11 protein-coding genes are annotated in these 16716 nt (G+C 56.1%); 4 read left to right on the top strand and 7 right to left on the bottom strand.

Annotated elements, in window-relative coordinates; translation table 11 throughout:
- Positions 1–210 precede the first annotated feature (210 nt).
- Both glpT and glpQ read left to right on the top strand, forming a co-directional pair.
- On the top strand, positions 211–1557 hold the full coding sequence (gene glpT, locus ACESQ2_RS15035) for a glycerol-3-phosphate transporter (protein ID WP_014230222.1): 1347 nt from the start codon (positions 211–213) through the stop codon (positions 1555–1557).
- Between the two features lie 9 nt (positions 1558–1566).
- Positions 1567–2634 carry a glycerophosphodiester phosphodiesterase gene (gene glpQ / locus ACESQ2_RS15040; RefSeq protein ID WP_224260416.1) on the top strand — a complete coding sequence of 356 codons (1068 nt, stop codon included), beginning with the start codon at positions 1567–1569 and terminating at the stop codon, positions 2632–2634.
- Positions 2635–2638: 4 nt separating this feature from the next.
- Here the strand turns inward: glpQ and ACESQ2_RS15045 are convergent, their stop codons facing one another.
- The 6 genes from ACESQ2_RS15045 to ubiG form a co-directional block, all read right to left on the bottom strand.
- Positions 2639–3595: a LysR family transcriptional regulator gene (locus ACESQ2_RS15045; RefSeq protein WP_025106703.1), complete on the bottom strand. Its 957-nt coding sequence runs from the start codon at positions 3593–3595 to the stop codon at positions 2639–2641.
- 44 nt (positions 3596–3639) lie between these two features.
- Positions 3640–5184, bottom strand: a complete 1545-nt coding sequence (locus tag ACESQ2_RS15050; RefSeq protein WP_025106704.1) for a GMC family oxidoreductase — start codon at positions 5182–5184, stop codon at positions 3640–3642.
- A gap of 192 nt (positions 5185–5376) precedes the next feature.
- A complete protein-coding gene (gene yfaE, locus ACESQ2_RS15055; RefSeq protein WP_004104002.1) occupies positions 5377–5631 on the bottom strand; it encodes a class I ribonucleotide reductase maintenance protein YfaE in 255 nt (84 codons plus the stop codon).
- Entirely contained in the window at positions 5631–6761 is a 1131-nt protein-coding gene (nrdB, locus tag ACESQ2_RS15060) for a class Ia ribonucleoside-diphosphate reductase subunit beta (RefSeq protein ID WP_004852757.1), read from the bottom strand. Before nrdB ends, yfaE begins: the two co-directional genes overlap by 1 nt.
- A 103-nt stretch (positions 6762–6864) precedes the next feature.
- Positions 6865–9150 carry a class 1a ribonucleoside-diphosphate reductase subunit alpha gene (nrdA, locus tag ACESQ2_RS15065; protein WP_004852755.1) on the bottom strand — a complete coding sequence of 762 codons (2286 nt, stop codon included), beginning with the start codon at positions 9148–9150 and terminating at the stop codon, positions 6865–6867.
- Between the two features lie 344 nt (positions 9151–9494).
- Positions 9495–10223 (bottom strand): bifunctional 2-polyprenyl-6-hydroxyphenol methylase/3-demethylubiquinol 3-O-methyltransferase UbiG, encoded by a 729-nt coding sequence (ubiG, locus tag ACESQ2_RS15070; protein ID WP_014230217.1) that lies wholly within the window; start codon positions 10221–10223, stop codon positions 9495–9497.
- Positions 10224–10408: 185 nt separating this feature from the next.
- Between ubiG and gyrA the strand changes: the two genes are divergently transcribed.
- Positions 10409–13042 carry a DNA topoisomerase (ATP-hydrolyzing) subunit A gene (gyrA, locus tag ACESQ2_RS15075; RefSeq protein ID WP_004852752.1) on the top strand — a complete coding sequence of 878 codons (2634 nt, stop codon included), beginning with the start codon at positions 10409–10411 and terminating at the stop codon, positions 13040–13042.
- A gap of 130 nt (positions 13043–13172) precedes the next feature.
- Complete coding sequence (gene rcsC, locus ACESQ2_RS15080; RefSeq protein WP_286115764.1) at positions 13173–16019, top strand: two-component system sensor histidine kinase RcsC; 2847 nt, start codon at positions 13173–13175, stop codon at positions 16017–16019.
- Between the two features lie 44 nt (positions 16020–16063).
- On the opposite strand, the gene rcsB is transcribed toward rcsC, so the two are convergent.
- The gene (rcsB, locus tag ACESQ2_RS15085; RefSeq protein ID WP_004103995.1) at positions 16064–16714 is read right to left on the bottom strand and encodes a response regulator transcription factor RcsB; all 651 of its coding nucleotides are present in this window, start codon (positions 16712–16714) and stop codon (positions 16064–16066) included.
- Between the last annotated feature and the right edge of the window lie 2 nt (positions 16715–16716).

The raw sequence follows: 16716 nt of genomic DNA on the forward strand, positions 1-16716 counted from the left end.
TTTCGAGCATATTTGCGCGTAATTCGAGCGTTTGTTGTGACTTTATGCGCATATTGGAAAGTTATGTCATATTTCTGTAACAAAGTGTGCGACATTTCACAGTATTAGATTTACGCTTTGCCTACTATCGCGACCAAATTAGAAGTCAGTGAATAAATTACGTTTTTTTGCGACGACGTCAGAAGAACAGCAATGGCCACGGAGGCTGATATGTTAAGTATATTTAAACCCGCAGCGCATAAAGCGCGTTTGCCAACGGCGGAAATCGATCCGCTATATCGTCGATTACGCTGGCAGATCTTTATCGGTATCTTCTTCGGATATGCCGCTTACTATCTGGTTCGTAAGAACTTTGCTTTGGCGATGCCCTATCTTATCGAGCAGGGGTTCTCCCGCGGCGATCTCGGCTTTGCGCTTTCCGGTATCTCTATCGCCTACGGATTTTCGAAATTCATCATGGGCTCGGTTTCTGACCGTTCGAATCCGCGCATTTTTTTACCGGCAGGCCTGATCCTTGCCGCGCTGGTGATGCTGGTGATGGGCTTCGTCCCCTGGGCGACCTCCAGCATTATGGTGATGTTCGTCCTGCTGTTCCTGTGCGGCTGGTTCCAGGGAATGGGCTGGCCGCCGTGCGGACGTACGATGGTGCACTGGTGGTCGCAGAAAGAGCGCGGCGGTATTGTTTCGGTATGGAACTGCGCGCACAACGTCGGCGGCGGGATCCCGCCGCTGCTGTTTCTGCTGGGGATGGCGTGGTTTAACGACTGGCACGCGGCGCTGTATATGCCGGCTTTCGGCGCGATCCTGCTGGCGATTTTCGCCTTCGCGATGATGCGCGATACTCCGCAGTCCTGCGGCCTGCCGCCGATCGAAGAGTACAAAAACGATTATCCTGACGACTACAGCGAGAAGCACGAAGAAGAGCTGACCGCAAAGCAGATCTTTATGCAGTACATCCTGCCGAACAAGCTGCTGTGGTACATCGCCATCGCGAACGTGTTTGTTTATCTGCTGCGCTACGGCATTCTTGACTGGTCGCCGACCTACCTGAAAGAGGTTAAGCACTTCGCGCTGGATAAATCGTCCTGGGCCTACTTTCTTTATGAATACGCGGGGATCCCGGGCACCCTGCTGTGCGGCTGGATGTCGGATAAAGTGTTTAAAGGCAACCGCGGCGCGACCGGCGTCTTCTTTATGACCCTGGTCACCATCGCCACCGTCGTCTACTGGCTGAACCCGCCGGGTAACCCGGGCGTGGATATGGCCTGTATGATCATCATCGGCTTCCTGATTTACGGTCCGGTGATGCTGATTGGCCTGCATGCGCTGGAGCTGGCGCCGAAAAAAGCCGCCGGCACCGCCGCGGGCTTCACCGGCCTGTTTGGCTATCTCGGCGGCTCCGTGGCCGCGAGCGCCATCGTTGGCTATACCGTCGATTTCTTCGGCTGGGACGGCGGCTTTATGGTGATGATCGGCGGCAGCGTGCTGGCGGTTCTGCTGCTGATTATCGTGATGCTGGGTGAACGACGCCATCACCAACAGATGAAACAAGCTTAAGGAGCGGCGATGAAAAGCACATTAACCACCCTGATGAGCGGAATGCTGCTAGCCGCGACGGCGCTCTCTTTCAGCGCCGTCGCGGGGGAAAAAATCGTTATCGCCCACCGCGGCGCCAGCGGCTATCTGCCGGAACATACCCTGCCGGCGAAAGCGATGGCCTACGCGCAGGGGGCGGACTACCTCGAGCAAGACCTGGTGATGACGAAAGACGACCGGCTGGTGGTGCTGCATGACCACTATCTGGATCGGGTGACCGACGTGGCCCAGCGTTTCCCGCAGCGGGCGCGTCAAGATGGCCGCTTCTACGCCATCGACTTTACCCTCGCCGAGATAAAGTCGCTGAAGTTTACCGAAGGGTTTGAGCCGAAAGATGGCAAGAACGTGCAAACTTATCCGGGCCGTTTCCCGATGGGTAAATCTGATTTCCGTATTCATACCTTTGAAGAGGAGATTGAGTTTGTGCAGGGGCTGAACCATTCGACCGGCAAAAACATCGGCATCTACCCGGAGATCAAAGCGCCGTGGTTCCACCATAAGGAAGGCAAGGACATTGCCGCCAGCACGCTGAACGTGCTGAAGAAATATGGCTATACCGGCAAGCAGGATAAGGTTTATCTGCAGTGCTTTGACGCCAACGAGCTCAAGCGCATCAAACAGGAGCTGGAGCCGAAAATGGGGATGGATCTCAATCTGGTGCAGCTTATCGCCTATACCGACTGGAATGAGACCCAGCAGAGGCAGGCCGACGGCAAGTGGGTGAACTACAGCTATGACTGGATGTTCAAACCGGGGGCGATGGCGCAGATCGCGCAGTACGCTGACGGCATTGGCCCGGACTACCATATGCTGGTGGCGGAAGGCTCGACGCCGGGTCACGTGAAGCTGACGGCGATGGTGAAAGAAGCGCACGCCAGCGGCATGCAGGTACATCCATACACGGTTCGCGCGGATCAGCTGCCAGCGTATGCAGCGGACGTGAATCAGCTTTACGACGTTCTGTATAACCAGGCGGACGTGGACGGGTTGTTTACGGATTTCCCGGATAAGGCGGTGAAGTTCCTCAATAAAAACTAAGCCATTAATCAGGGGCGCTTGCGCCCCTGTTCCAGAGGGGCAGCAGCCCGGCCAGTCGTAACTGTTTTTCCCACTCTGGCTCTGGCCCCAGCTTTTCCGCAACCTCGTTGACCAGCGCCTGAATCACTGGCGAGGCGCGACGCGTCTGGCGATACAGCGCCACAATGTTGCCACCCTCCGGCTGCCAGTCGGGTAAAACAATTTTTAGCTCTCCCCGCATTATCGCTTCAGCGCCTAAAAATAGCGGCATGACCACAATCCCAAGCCCCATTCTGGCGGCCTCCAGCAGGCTGAAGGCGTTATCCGAACGCAGACGATTTTTGACCCGCCAGGTCTGACGCTGCCCGTTATGCAGCAACTGCCAGCAGCCGCCCGGCGCGCGATGGGTATATAGCAGCCCGTCGTGCTGCTCCAGTTCAACAGGATGCAAAGGCGTGCCCCGTTGCGACAGATAGTCCGGGCTGGCGCAGAGCCAGGTCAGGTTGCGCGCCAGCGTTCGGGCGATGAGCGTTGAGTCCGGGACGAGACCGAGGCGGATGGCGATATCAAAGTCGGGCTGGTGCATATTGATCTGCCGATCCTCCGTCGCGATATCGAGAGACAACCCCGGATGGTCGCGGATAAAACCGGCCAGAATCGTCGATAAATGAGTGGTCATAAACGTATGCGAGGTGGCAATCCGCAGCCCGCCCCGAAGCTCGCTGCGTGACGGGGCCACCGCCTCTTCTGCCAGCGTGACTTCGTCAAGCAGCCGCACGCACTCCTGATAAAATAGCAGGCCCGCCTCCGTGAGGCTAAGCCGTGGCCCGCGCTCCAGTAAGCTGGCGCCAAGCCGTTTCTCCAGCATCTTGACGCGCTGGCTGACTACCGATTTTGATGTCCCCAATTTTGCCGCCGCGCCGACAAAGCTCAGAGACTCAACAACCGAAACAAACGTGCTCATCTCCACGAACTTGTTCACACAGGCGCTCCTTTTTCGGGTCTTGCGGTTGACTATGCCTCGTTCTATGCGCCAGAAAAACGGCTGGCGAGATATTCTGCCGCCATGATCGCATCCGGATTGGTCGCCTGAGAGGGAACGTCCGGGAACAGCGAGGCATCGACGACAAACAGCCCGGCAATACCGAAAACTTTCCCGCAGGCGTCCACGACGGCGATGGGATCGCTTTCGTTCCCCATCGGCGCGGTCGCGCTGAGGTGCAGGTTACTTTTCACCGTCTTACGCTGTTCTTCTGCTATCTGCTGGTCAGTTTCTGCCAGTGTACCGCCTTTTACCATCGGGACTTCGCCAATCACCAGCGCCTGTAGCGGACCTTCCTGCACCAGCGCCCGGGATAATTTCACCGCTTCGACCATTCGCGTGACGTCGCGCTCGTCGCCCAGTAAATTGAGATCGATACGGGGGCCGAGCAGCGGGTTGCGGCTCGCCAAAGTCAGACGCCCGCGGGCAAAGGGGCGCGCCACGGTGAAAAAGAGCTGGAAACCCGCACCATGTGGAAATAGTTCAGGATCGACGAAGTGGTTATTGCTGATATAGAGATCCAGTTCGTTGGCTGCCGCCAGCGAAGATTGCGTCCAGAGCGTTGTGCCTATAGGGGGATAACTGGCATGCTCAGCGGACGTTGCCAGCATGATCCCGTTCACGGGTTGTTCCTGCAAGTTGCGCCCAACGGGGAGATCCTGTTTCACCGTGATCTCGAGATGGCGTAAATCGTCCGCAGGGCCAATGCCGGAGCGCAACAGAATCGCTGGCGTACCGGCCGCGCCGGCGCACAGGAATACGTTGTCGGTAGCGATCTGTGTTCCGTCCGCCAGCTGTACGCCGTTCACGCGCGAACCTTCAATCAACGCTTTATCCACGACCGTCATGCCGACAATCGACAGATTCTTGCGCGCGCGAACGTCTGCCGTCAGGTAGACCATGGCGGTATTTTGCCGGATGCCGTTGACAACATTGACCGGGTAGACCGCGACGCCGTGCTGCTGCGCGCCGTTGATATCGTCAACGGCGGCGAAGCCGTGAGCGCGGCAAGCATGATAAAACGCCTGGCTTGCCGGGCTGAGCGTTTCCAGCGCCGGTAACCGCACCGGAACCGGGCCGTGGCGACCATGCCAGCGATCGTCGCCATAGTCGGCGTTTTCAAGTCGTTTGAACCAGGGTAAGACCTTATCGAACGACCAGTCGCTCAGGCCGCGCTTGACCCAACGGTCAAAATCAGATTTGGGGGCGCGAACAAACGCGCCGGCATTGATCGTTGACCCGCCGCCAAGTACTTTTGCCCGCAGGTGACCGGCCGTGTGATCGGTTCCCGTTGCTACCCCGCGCTCCCAGACGTAATCGCCGCCACCAACAGAGTGGCTTTGCGCCAGCTCGTCCGGCCAGGCATCAGGGGCAAAAACGGGGCCGCCTTCCAGCAGCGCTACCTGGCAATCGGGGTTCTCGCTCAGACGTGCGGCGAGTACCGCACCCGCCGAACCTCCACCGACCACGATGACGTCGTATGCTTTTTTCAGTCCGTTGGCGCAGTTTTCCTGTTTGACGGAAGCCATTTTTTCTCTCCTCATGAATGTCGTGACGCAGAGCATCAGCCAGCGTTGCTGCGACCATTGCTGATGGCCTTATCCGGTGGCTTATACAGGTAGAGTAGGCGGAGTGGGGGGAGGTGAACAGGGAAAGGAAGACGAACCCAGGGTTCGTAAAAAACGAACCCTGTAAAGAATGGGAATGCGTTTCAGACTGGCTTACATCTCAATTTCGATATCGCCTTTTGCCCGGCAGCAGCAGGGCAGAATCTCTCCCGGCTGGACAAACGCCAGCGGTTCGGTGAGCCAGTCAACCTGCCCCGAAACCAGCCGTAGACGGCAGGAGCCGCAGTAGCCTTCGCGGCACTGATACTCCACGTCGATATTGTGCGATTCCAGAGCCGCCAGCAGGGAGGGATGTTCATCCTGACACTCAAGGCGAGTGTCAGAAATCTTCAAAAAAATGCGTTTCATCAGAGCTGGAAGTTGCTCAGATCGTCGGCGTCGACTTCGGAATCGATCTGTCCGACGAGGTAAGAACTGACTTCCACTTCCTGCGGCGCGACCTGCACGTTATCGGACACCAGCCAGGTGTTGATCCACGGGATCGGGTTGGAGCGGGTCTGGAACGGCAGATCGAGACCTACCGCCTGCATGCGGATGTTGGTAATGTACTCAACGTACTGGCAGAGAATATCTTTGTTCAGGCCGATCATCGAACCGTCGCGGAACAGATAATCCGCCCACTCTTTTTCCTGCTGCGCCGCCTGCACGAACAGGTCGTAGCACGCCTGTTTGCACTCTTCGGCGATTGAAGCCATCTCCGGATCGTCGACGCCGGAACGCAGCAGATTCAGCATGTGCTGAGTGCCGGTCAGGTGCAGCGCTTCGTCGCGAGCGATCAGGCGGATAATCTTGGCGTTACCTTCCATCAGCTTGCGCTCGGCAAAGGCGAAAGAGCAGGCGAAGCTGACGTAAAAACGGATGGCTTCCAGCGCATTCACGCTCATCAGGCACAGGTAGAGTTTCTTTTTCAGCTCGCGCAGGTTCACGGTAATGGTTTTACCGTTCACGCTGTGGGTGCCTTCGCCCAGCAGATGCCAGTAGCTGGTCAGCTCAATCAATTCATCGTAATAGCTGGAAATGCCTTCCGCGCGTTTCTGAATCTGCTCGTTGGTGACGATATCGTCAAATACCATCGCCGGATCGTTAACGATATTGCGGATGATATGGGTGTAGGAGCGCGAATGGATGGTCTCCGAGAACGCCCAGGTTTCCACCCAGGTTTCCAGCTCCGGAATTGAAATCAGCGGCAGCAGGGCGACGTTCGGGCTGCGGCCCTGGATGGAGTCCAGCAGCGTCTGATATTTCAGGTTGCTGATAAAAATGTGTTTTTCGTGTTCCGGCAGCGCCTGATAGTCGATACGGTCGCGGGAAACGTCAACTTCTTCCGGACGCCAGAAGAAGGAGAGCTGTTTTTCAATCAGCTTTTCGAAGATGTCATATTTTTGCTGATCGTAGCGGGCGACGTTCACCGGCTGACCGAAGAACATCGGCTCTTTGAGCTGGTCATTTTTCGTCTGTGAAAAGGTGGTGTATGCCATGAGTGGGGATCCTGTCCTGGAATTATACGCCGGGCGGCGCTTCGCTAACCCGACCTACATTAGACCGTAGGCCCGGCAGGCAACGCGCCGCCGGGCAATATTATCAAATCTTACATGCGCCGCTTTCGCAGCCGTCGTCCTGGATGGACGGCGCCAGGTCATCCTGGGCATCTTCCGCGCCATCGCGCGTGTTGTGATAGTACAGCGTTTTGACGCCGAACTTATAGGCATTGAGCAAGTCTTTCAGCAGCTGCTGCATCGGCACTTTGCCAGACGGGAAACGCGTCGGATCGTAGTTGGTGTTAGCAGAAATCGACTGGTCGATAAACTTCTGCATAATACCGACCAGCTGCAAGTAACCGTCGTTGTTCGGCATTTCCCACAGCAGCTCGTAGCCGTTCTGCAGTTTTTCGTAATCCGGCACCACCTGGCGCAGGATACCGTCTTTCGACGCTTTGATGCTGACGTGACCGCGCGGCGGCTCAATGCCGTTGGTGGCGTTGGAGATCTGCGAAGAGGTCTCGGACGGCATCAGCGCGGAGAGCGTGGAGTTACGCAGACCGTGCGTTTTGATCGACTCGCGAAGCTGCTCCCAGTCGTAATGCAGGGATTCGCTGACGATAGCGTCCAGGTCTTTTTTGTAGGTATCGATCGGCAGAATGCCTTTCGCATAGGTGGTTTCGTTAAACCACGGGCACGCGCCTTGCTCGATCGCCAGCTCGTTAGAGGCTTTCAGCAGGTAGTACTGAATCGCTTCGAACGTTTTATGCGTCAGGTTGTTAGCGCTGCCGTCAGAGTAGCGTTTACCGTGCTTCGCCAGATAGTAGGCAAAGTTAATCACCCCAATACCCAGCGTACGACGGCCCATCGCGCCGCGTTTGGCCGCCGGGATCGGGTAGTCCTGGTAATCCAGCAGGGCATCCAGCGCGCGAACGGCCAGCACCGCCAGCTCTTCCAGCTCATCAAGGCTATCGATAACGCCGAGGTTGAAAGCGGACAGGGTACACAGCGCAATTTCACCGTTTTCGTCGTTTACATCTTCCAGCGGCTTGGTTGGCAGGGCGATTTCAAGGCACAGGTTGGACTGGCGCACCGGCGCGACAACCGGGTCAAACGGGCTGTGGGTGTTGCAGTGGTCCACGTTCTGGATGTAGATACGGCCCGTGGAGGCGCGCTCCTGCATCATCAGCGAGAACAGTTCTACCGCTTTAATGCGCTGCTTGCGGATGCTGTCGTCCTGCTCGTATTGGGTGTACAGGCGCTCGAACTCGTCCTGGTCGGCGAAGAACGCATCGTACAGGCCCGGGACGTCGGACGGGCTGAACAGGGTGATATCGCCGCCTTTCAGCAGACGGGTGTACATCAGCTTGTTGATCTGTACGCCGTAGTCCATGTGACGAACGCGGTTGGCGTCGGTACCGCGGTTGTTTTTCAGCACCAGCAGGCTTTCGACTTCCAGATGCCACATCGGGTAGAAGAGGGTCGCCGCACCGCCGCGGACGCCGCCCTGGGAGCAGGATTTCACCGCCGTCTGGAAGTGCTTATAGAACGGGATACAGCCGGTATGGAAAGCTTCACCGCCGCGAATCGGGCTACCCAGCGCGCGGATGCGGCCGGCGTTGATGCCGATACCGGCGCGCTGAGAGACGTATTTCACAATGGCGCTGGAGGTGGCGTTAATAGAATCCAGGCTGTCGCCGCACTCGATCAGCACGCAGGAGCTGAACTGACGGGTCGGGGTACGCACGCCGGACATAATCGGCGTCGGCAGCGAAATTTTGAACGTCGACACCGCGTCATAGAAACGCTTGATGTAGTCCAGACGCGTCTCGCGCGGGTAGTTGGAGAACAGGCAGGCGGCAACCAGAATGTACAGGAACTGGGCGCTTTCATAGATCTCACCGGTGACGCGGTTCTGCACCAGATATTTGCCTTCGAGCTGCTTAACCGCAGCGTAGGAGAAGGTCATATCGCGATCGTGCTCGATGAACGAATCCATCTGCTTGAACTCTTCTTCCGTGTAGTCTTCCAGCAGATGAGTATCGTATTTGCCGTTTTTCACCATTTTCGACACGTGGTCGAACAGCGCTGGCGGCTCAAACTGGCCGTAGGCTTTTTTACGCAGGTGGAAAATCGCCAGACGGGCGGCGAGATACTGGTAATCCGGCGCCTCGCGGGAGATAAGGTCCGCGGCGGCTTTGATAATGGTTTCGTGAATGTCGGCGGTTTTAATGCCGTCATAGAACTGAATGTGGGAACGCAGTTCTACTTGGGAGATGGATACGTTATTCAGCCCTTCTGCCGCCCAATCCAGCACGCGGTGGATTTTATCGAGATTGATGCGCTCGGTGCTACCGTCACGCTTTGTCACCAGCAGACTCTGATTCATGTGGATTATACCTGTCCGTGAAAGAAAATATCCCCCACTTATCCACAGAACGCCGTTGTGACTAACTCTGTGGATAAATACTATATGTAGGGGGTTGTCGATAAAAGAAACGCTATATGGTGAGTATTCTAGTAAGGATTCTTTTGAGTACAAGAGTTGATTTTGACGTTAAATTGAGGTTGCGGAAGGGTAATAATCGCCAAGTCCACGCCACATAAGGCCTGGAGAAGATGTCAATAAATCAGAAAAAAAAATGAAAATTTGATCGAGTGCTGATTTCTTCATCGGAAGAAAAAATCACGCGGCTTGATGCCGCGCAATCATCATAGGAAATACAGCTGACGTTATGCTTTTTTCGCCGTTGTATGCAACATATAGTTAACATCCACCCCTGGTGCCAGCTTGAAGGTATTGGTCAACGGATTGTAATGAAGACCGGTAATATGCTGCTCTTTCAGAATTGTCTCATCTACCCAGCCGATCAGCTCCGCGGGCTTGATGAATTTCTTCACGTCGTGGGTTCCCTTTGGCACCATTTTCATGATGTATTCGGCGCCGACGACCGCCATCAGCCACGCTTTACCGTTGCGGTTAATGGTTGAGAAGAACACCTGACCGCCAGGTTTGACCAGCCGCGCGCAGGCGTGGACGACCGACTGCGGATCCGGGACGTGCTCCAGCATCTCCATGCAGGTAACGACGTCGTACTCTCCGGCGTGCTTCGCCGCGTGCTCTTCAACGGTTTCCTGGACATATTCGACCTGAATCCCGCTCTCCAGGGCGTGCAGTTTCGCCACCTGTAGCGGTTCGAAGCCCATATCCAGACCGGTCACCGCTGCACCTTCCCGGGCCATGCTTTCCGCCAGGATGCCGCCGCCGCAGCCGACATCAAGTACTTTTTTGCCAAACAGGCCGCCGGAGCGCTCCGCGATATAGCCGAGGCGTAGAGGATTGATGCGATGTAACGGCTTGAATTCGCCCTCTAAATCCCACCAGCGCGAAGCGACGGCTTCAAATTTAGCGATTTCATTATGATCAACATTGTGGGCCACCGACGGTTTTTCGGCATTCATGGGCGCTTTTACTCCTGTTCAGTTCAGACCCGCGAGTATATCAGGCCTCAGGGATGAATAAACCGTCTATCCCTGTCGCCTTTCGCCGCGCGAAAATCATTGGGTATAGGTTTACCCGTATCACCGCGGCTGTGTTATAATTTGCGACCTTTGAATCCGGGATACAGTAGAGGGATAGCGGTTAGATGAGCGACCTTGCGAGAGAAATTACACCGGTCAACATTGAGGAAGAGCTGAAGAGCTCCTATCTGGATTATGCGATGTCGGTCATTGTTGGCCGTGCGCTGCCGGATGTCCGAGATGGCCTGAAGCCGGTACACCGTCGCGTACTATACGCCATGAACGTATTGGGCAATGACTGGAACAAAGCCTATAAAAAATCTGCCCGTGTCGTTGGTGACGTAATCGGTAAATACCACCCTCATGGTGATACTGCCGTGTATGACACCATTGTACGTATGGCGCAGCCATTCTCCCTGCGCTATATGCTGGTAGATGGCCAGGGTAACTTTGGTTCGGTCGACGGCGACTCCGCCGCAGCGATGCGTTATACGGAAATCCGTATGTCGAAGATCGCCCATGAGCTGATGGCCGACCTCGAAAAAGAGACGGTGGATTTCGTCGATAACTATGACGGCACGGAAAAGATCCCTGACGTTATGCCGACCAAAATCCCGAACCTGTTAGTCAACGGTTCGTCAGGTATCGCGGTAGGTATGGCGACGAATATTCCGCCGCACAACCTCACCGAAGTGATCAACGGCTGTCTGGCCTACGTTGAAAATGAAGACATCAGCATTGAAGGGCTGATGGAACACATCCCAGGTCCGGACTTCCCGACCGCCGCGATCATCAACGGTCGCCGCGGCATTGAAGAGGCCTATCGTACCGGTCGCGGTAAAGTGTACATTCGCGCGCGCGCGGAAGTGGAAGCTGACGCGAAAACCGGCCGCGAAACCATCATCGTGCATGAAATTCCGTATCAGGTGAACAAAGCGCGCCTGATTGAGAAAATCGCCGAGCTGGTCAAAGACAAACGCGTCGAAGGCATCAGCGCGCTGCGCGACGAGTCCGATAAAGACGGTATGCGCATCGTGATTGAAGTGAAGCGCGATGCGGTGGGTGAGGTGGTGCTGAACAACCTCTATTCGCAGACCCAGCTCCAGGTCTCCTTCGGTATCAACATGGTTGCCCTGCACCATGGTCAGCCGAAGATCATGAACCTGAAAGAAATTATTGCCGCGTTCGTGCGCCATCGCCGCGAAGTGGTGACCCGTCGTACGATTTTTGAACTGCGTAAAGCCCGCGATCGTGCGCACATCCTCGAAGCGCTGGCGATTGCCCTGGCCAACATCGATCCGATTATCGAACTGATTCGCCGCGCGCCGACCCCGGCGGAAGCGAAGGCTGCCTTAATCGCCCGTTCATGGGATCTGGGCAACGTTTCCGCGATGCTGGAACGCGCCGGCGATGACGCCGCCCGTCCGGAATGGCTGGAGCCCGAGTTCGGCGTACGCGACGGCCAGTACTACCTGACCGAACAGCAGGCGCAGGCGATTCTGGATCTGCGTTTGCAGAAGCTGACCGGCCTTGAGCATGAAAAACTGCTCGATGAATACAAAGAGCTGCTGGAACAGATCGCGGAACTGCTGCACATTCTGGGCAGCGCCGATCGCCTGATGGAAGTTATCCGCGAAGAGCTGGAGCTGGTCCGTGAACAGTTCGGCGACGCGCGTCGTACCGAGATCACCGCGAACAGCGCGGATATCAACATTGAAGACCTGATCAACCAGGAAGATGTTGTCGTGACCCTTTCGCATCAGGGCTACGTGAAGTATCAGCCGCTGACCGACTACGAAGCCCAGCGTCGTGGCGGTAAAGGTAAATCTGCGGCGCGTATCAAAGAAGAAGACTTTATCGACCGCCTGCTGGTGGCCAACACCCACGATACGATCCTCTGCTTCTCCAGCCGCGGTCGTCTCTACTGGATGAAGGTTTATCAGCTGCCGGAAGCGAGCCGCGGCGCGCGCGGCCGTCCGATCGTCAACCTGCTGCCGCTGGAAGCCAACGAGCGTATTACCGCGATCCTGCCGGTCCGCGAATATGAAGAGGGCGTGAACGTATTTATGGCGACCGCCAGCGGTACCGTGAAGAAAACGGCGCTGACTGAATTCAGCCGTCCGCGTTCCGCCGGTATTATCGCGGTTAACCTCAACGAAGGCGACGAGCTGATTGGCGTCGATCTGACCTCCGGTCAGGACGAAGTCATGCTGTTCTCCGCCGCCGGTAAAGTGGTGCGCTTTAAAGAGGACGCCGTCCGCGCGATGGGTCGTACCGCCACAGGCGTGCGCGGCATCAAGCTGGCCGGCGAGGACAAAGTGGTTTCTCTGATCGTTCCGCGCGGTGAAGGTGCCATCCTGACCGTCACGCAGAATGGCTACGGTAAACGCACCGCAGCTGAAGAGTATCCCACTAAGTCGCGTGCGACCCAGGGCGTTATCTCAATCAAAGTGACCGAACGCAACGGTTCCGTTGTGGGCGCGGTGCAGGTTGATGACTGCGACCAGATTATGATGATCACCGACGCGGGCACGCTGGTACGAACCCGCGTATCTGAAGTGAGCATTGTCGGTCGTAACACTCAGGGCGTGATCCTGATTCGTACTGCGGAAGATGAAAACGTAGTCGGCCTGCAGCGCGTGGCTGAGCCGGTTGATGACGAAGAGCTGGATGCCATCGACGGCAGCGCGGCGGAAGGCGACGAAGATATCGCGCCGGAAGCGGATACTGACGATGACATCGCCGAAGACGAAGAGTAATCCTCTGCGGTAATTGTCTGAAAGGGTCGGGGTTCTCCCCGGCCCTTTTTGTTTTCCCGTTGCGGGACCGGTGTTTTATCGTTACCTTAACGCCATTCTGTTGAGCCCCTGACGGCCGAGCATCGCCACATTGAAATATCTAGCTTCTTTCCATAACACGTTAAAGGTTTCACGCTATCTGTTCAGAGCGCTGGCGATACTGCTGTGGGTGCTGGTCGCTTTTGTTTCGGTGTTTTACATCGTCAATGCGTTGCACGATCGCGAATCGGAAATTCGCCAGGAATTTAACCTCAATGCCGATCAGGCGCAGCGCTACATACAGCGTACGGCCGATGTGATCAAAGAGCTGAAATACGTTGCCGGCAACCGGCCGATGGACGGCAGCGAAGGCGGCGATACGCCGGTGCAGCGCGGCGATATTACGATCCCTAATTTTGAACCGCTCTACCCGGATTCCGACTGCGCGCTGATGAGTACGACCTGGCGTAACTCGCTGCAGTCACTGGCGTGGTTTATGCGCTACTGGCGCGACAATTTCTCAACGGCCTACGACCTCAATCGTATTTTTATGATTGGCAGCGACAATCTGTGTATGGCCAACTTCGGCCTGCGCGATATTCCGCTGGAGCGGGACCAGGCGTTAAAAATGCTGCATCAGCGCATTGAGCAGTATCGCGACGCGCCGCAAAACGAGCGCGGTAACAATCTGTTCTGGATAAGCCAGGGCGTGCGTCCGGGCGTTGGCTATTTCTATGCGCTGACCCCAATCTATGTGGCGAATCGCCTGCAGGCCATGCTTGGCGTAGAGCAAACTATCCGCATGGAAAGCTTCTTTACCCCAGGCAGTTTGCCGATGAACGTGACGATTCTCGACGATAGCGGACAGACGCTGATCTCGCTTGCCGGGTCGGATAGCAATATTAAACCGGATGCGAAGTGGATGCAGGAGCGTCTGTGGTTCGGCTATACCGCCGGTTTTCGCGAGCTGGCGATGAAAAAAAGCCTGCCGCCGTCATCGTTGAGCATTGTCTATTCGGTGCCGGTGGATCAGGTACTGGAACGCATCCGGATGCTGATACTGAACGCCGTGGTGCTCAATCTGCTTACCGGCGGGCTCCTTTTTGCGCTTGCCCGCATGTATGAACGGCGGATTTTTATTCCGGCTGAAAACGACGCCCAGCGCCTCGAAGAGCACGAGCAGTTCAACCGAAAAATCGTTGCCTCCGCGCCGGTGGGGATCTGTATTTTACGTACGATCGACGGCACCAATATCCTGAGTAACGAGCTGGCGCATAACTATCTCAACATGCTAACCCATGAGGATCGGCAGCGGCTGACGCAAATTATCTGCGGCCAGCAGGTGAACTTTGTCGATGTGCTGACCAGCAACAATACCAATCTGCAAATCAGCTTTGTCCACTCGCGCTACCGTAACGAGAACGTGGCGATTTGCGTGCTGGTGGATGTCTCGGCGCGCGTCAAAATGGAGGAGTCGCTGCAGGAGATGGCCCAGGCCGCCGAGCAGGCCAGCCAGTCGAAATCGATGTTCCTCGCCACCGTCAGCCACGAACTGCGAACGCCGCTGTACGGGATTATCGGTAACCTCGATTTATTGCAGACCAAAGAGCTACCGAAGGGCGTCGATCGTCTGGTGACGGCGATGAACAACTCTTCCAGCCTGCTGCTGAAAATTATTAGCGACATCCTCGATTTCTCGAAAATTGAGTCCGAACAGCTCAAAATTGAGCCGCGGGAGTTTTCGCCGCGCGAGGTCATGAACCATATTTCCGCCAACTATCTGCCGCTGGTGGTGCGGAAACATCTCGGGCTGTACTGCTTTATTGAACCTGACGTACCGCAGCTGATGTCCGGCGATCCGATGCGCCTGCAGCAGGTTATTTCAAACCTGCTGAGTAACGCGATTAAGTTTACCGATACCGGCTGCATTATCCTGCACGTAGAGCGGGCGGAGGATTATCTGCGCATCAGCGTGCGCGATACCGGGGAAGGGATCCCGGCGAAAGAGGTCGTACGCCTGTTTGACCCGTTCTTCCAGGTGGGGACCGGCGTGCAGCGCAATTTCCAGGGGACCGGACTCGGTCTGGCGATTTGTGAAAAGCTTATCAGCATGATGGATGGCGATATTGCCGTTGAAACCGAGCCTGGTATGGGCAGCCGCTTCACTATTCGTATCCCGCTTTATGGCGTACAAAATACGCCGTCGCCGAATATTGATGGCCTGGCGGAAAAATGCTGCTGGCTGGCGATTGATAACAGCTCGCTGGCGCTGTTCGTCGAGCAGTTGCTGAAATACCACGGTATTCCGGTCCGTCATTTTGCCGGGCAAGCGCCGGGCGCGGAGGATATTCTGTTGACCGATAGCGAGACGCGTAACGCCTGGGACGGCTGCGCGATGGTGATCTTCTCTCGTCGGCATATCGGTATTCCGCAGGAGCGGGCGCCCGGCGAGTGGCTGCATAGCGTGGCCACGCCGCACGAGCTGCTGCCGCTGCTGGCCCGCATCTTCCATATTGCCATGGCCAGTACGGAAAACGGCCCTGCGCTATCCGCGGCGGATGCGCAAACCGCCAGCAATGATGACATGATGATTCTGGTGGTGGACGATCATCCGATTAACCGACGTCTGCTGGCCGATCAGCTGGGATCGCTGGGCTATCAGTGCGTGACGGCAAATGACGGGGTCGATGCGCTGAATGTCCTGAGCAAGCAGCATATTGATATCGTGCTCAGCGACGTCAACATGCCGAATATGGATGGTTATCGCCTGACCCAGCGTATTCGCCAGCTAGGACTTACGCTGCCGGTTATTGGGGTGACCGCCAACGCGCTGGCGGAGGAGAAGCAGCGCTGCCTGGAGTCCGGTATGGACAGCTGCCTTTCAAAACCGGTCACTCTGGATATTATCAAGCAGACGCTGACGGTCTACGCCGCGCGGGTACGTAAGGGCAGGGAATAAAAGATGTTTCCCGGATAGCGCCGCGCTATCCGGGAAGAGAGACGTTAGTCTTTGTCCGTTGAGCTCAGGGAAACGGAAGAGAGGTAGTTGAGCAGGGCGATATCGTTTTCCACGCCGAGCTTCATCATCGCCGATTTTTTCTGGCTACTGATGGTTTTGATACTGCGGTTGAGCTTTTTGGCTATCTCGGTGACCAGGAAGCCTTCGGCGAACAGACGCAGTACTTCACTCTCTTTGGGCGACAAACGTTTGTCGCCGTAACCGCCGGCGCTGATTTTTTCCAGCAGGCGCGAAACGCTTTCCGGGGTGAATTTTTTGCCTTTTTGCAGCGCGGCGAGCGCCTTAGGCAGATCGGTCGGCGCACCCTGTTTCAGGACGATCCCTTCGATGTCCAGATCCAGAACCGCGCTCAGGATCGCCGGGTTGTTGTTCATTGTCAGTACAATGATTGACAGGTCCGGGAAATGACGCTTGATGTATTTAATAAGCGTAATGCCATCGCCGTATTTATCACCGGGCATCGATAAATCGGTAATCAGGACGTGTGCGTCCAGTTTAGGCAGATTGTTAATTAATGCGGTGGAGTCTTCAAACTCGCCAACAACGTTCACCCACTCAATTTGTTCAAGTGACTTACGAATACCGAACAGTACGATCGGATGGTCATCGGCAATAATTACGTTCATATTGTTCATGT

It is taken from the genome of Klebsiella sp. Q11 (assembly GCF_964241505.1).
Lineage (GTDB): Bacteria > Pseudomonadota > Gammaproteobacteria > Enterobacterales > Enterobacteriaceae > Klebsiella > Klebsiella michiganensis.

Excerpts from the sequence above, each read along its gene's own strand:
- glpT (WP_014230222.1), top strand. The coding sequence starts at position 211 with ATGTTAAGTATATTTAAACCCGCAGCGCATAAAGCGCGTTTGCCAACG.
- glpQ (WP_224260416.1), top strand. The coding sequence starts at position 1,567 with ATGAAAAGCACATTAACCACCCTGATGAGCGGAATGCTGCTAGCCGCG.
- ACESQ2_RS15050 (WP_025106704.1), bottom strand. The coding sequence starts at position 5,184 with ATGGCTTCCGTCAAACAGGAAAACTGCGCCAACGGACTGAAAAAAGCA.
- yfaE (WP_004104002.1), bottom strand. The coding sequence starts at position 5,631 with ATGAAACGCATTTTTTTGAAGATTTCTGACACTCGCCTTGAGTGTCAG.
- nrdB (WP_004852757.1), bottom strand. The coding sequence starts at position 6,761 with ATGGCATACACCACCTTTTCACAGACGAAAAATGACCAGCTCAAAGAG.
- nrdA (WP_004852755.1), bottom strand. The coding sequence starts at position 9,150 with ATGAATCAGAGTCTGCTGGTGACAAAGCGTGACGGTAGCACCGAGCGC.
- ubiG (WP_014230217.1), bottom strand. The coding sequence starts at position 10,223 with ATGAATGCCGAAAAACCGTCGGTGGCCCACAATGTTGATCATAATGAA.
- gyrA (WP_004852752.1), top strand. The coding sequence starts at position 10,409 with ATGAGCGACCTTGCGAGAGAAATTACACCGGTCAACATTGAGGAAGAG.
- rcsB (WP_004103995.1), bottom strand. The coding sequence starts at position 16,714 with ATGAACAATATGAACGTAATTATTGCCGATGACCATCCGATCGTACTG.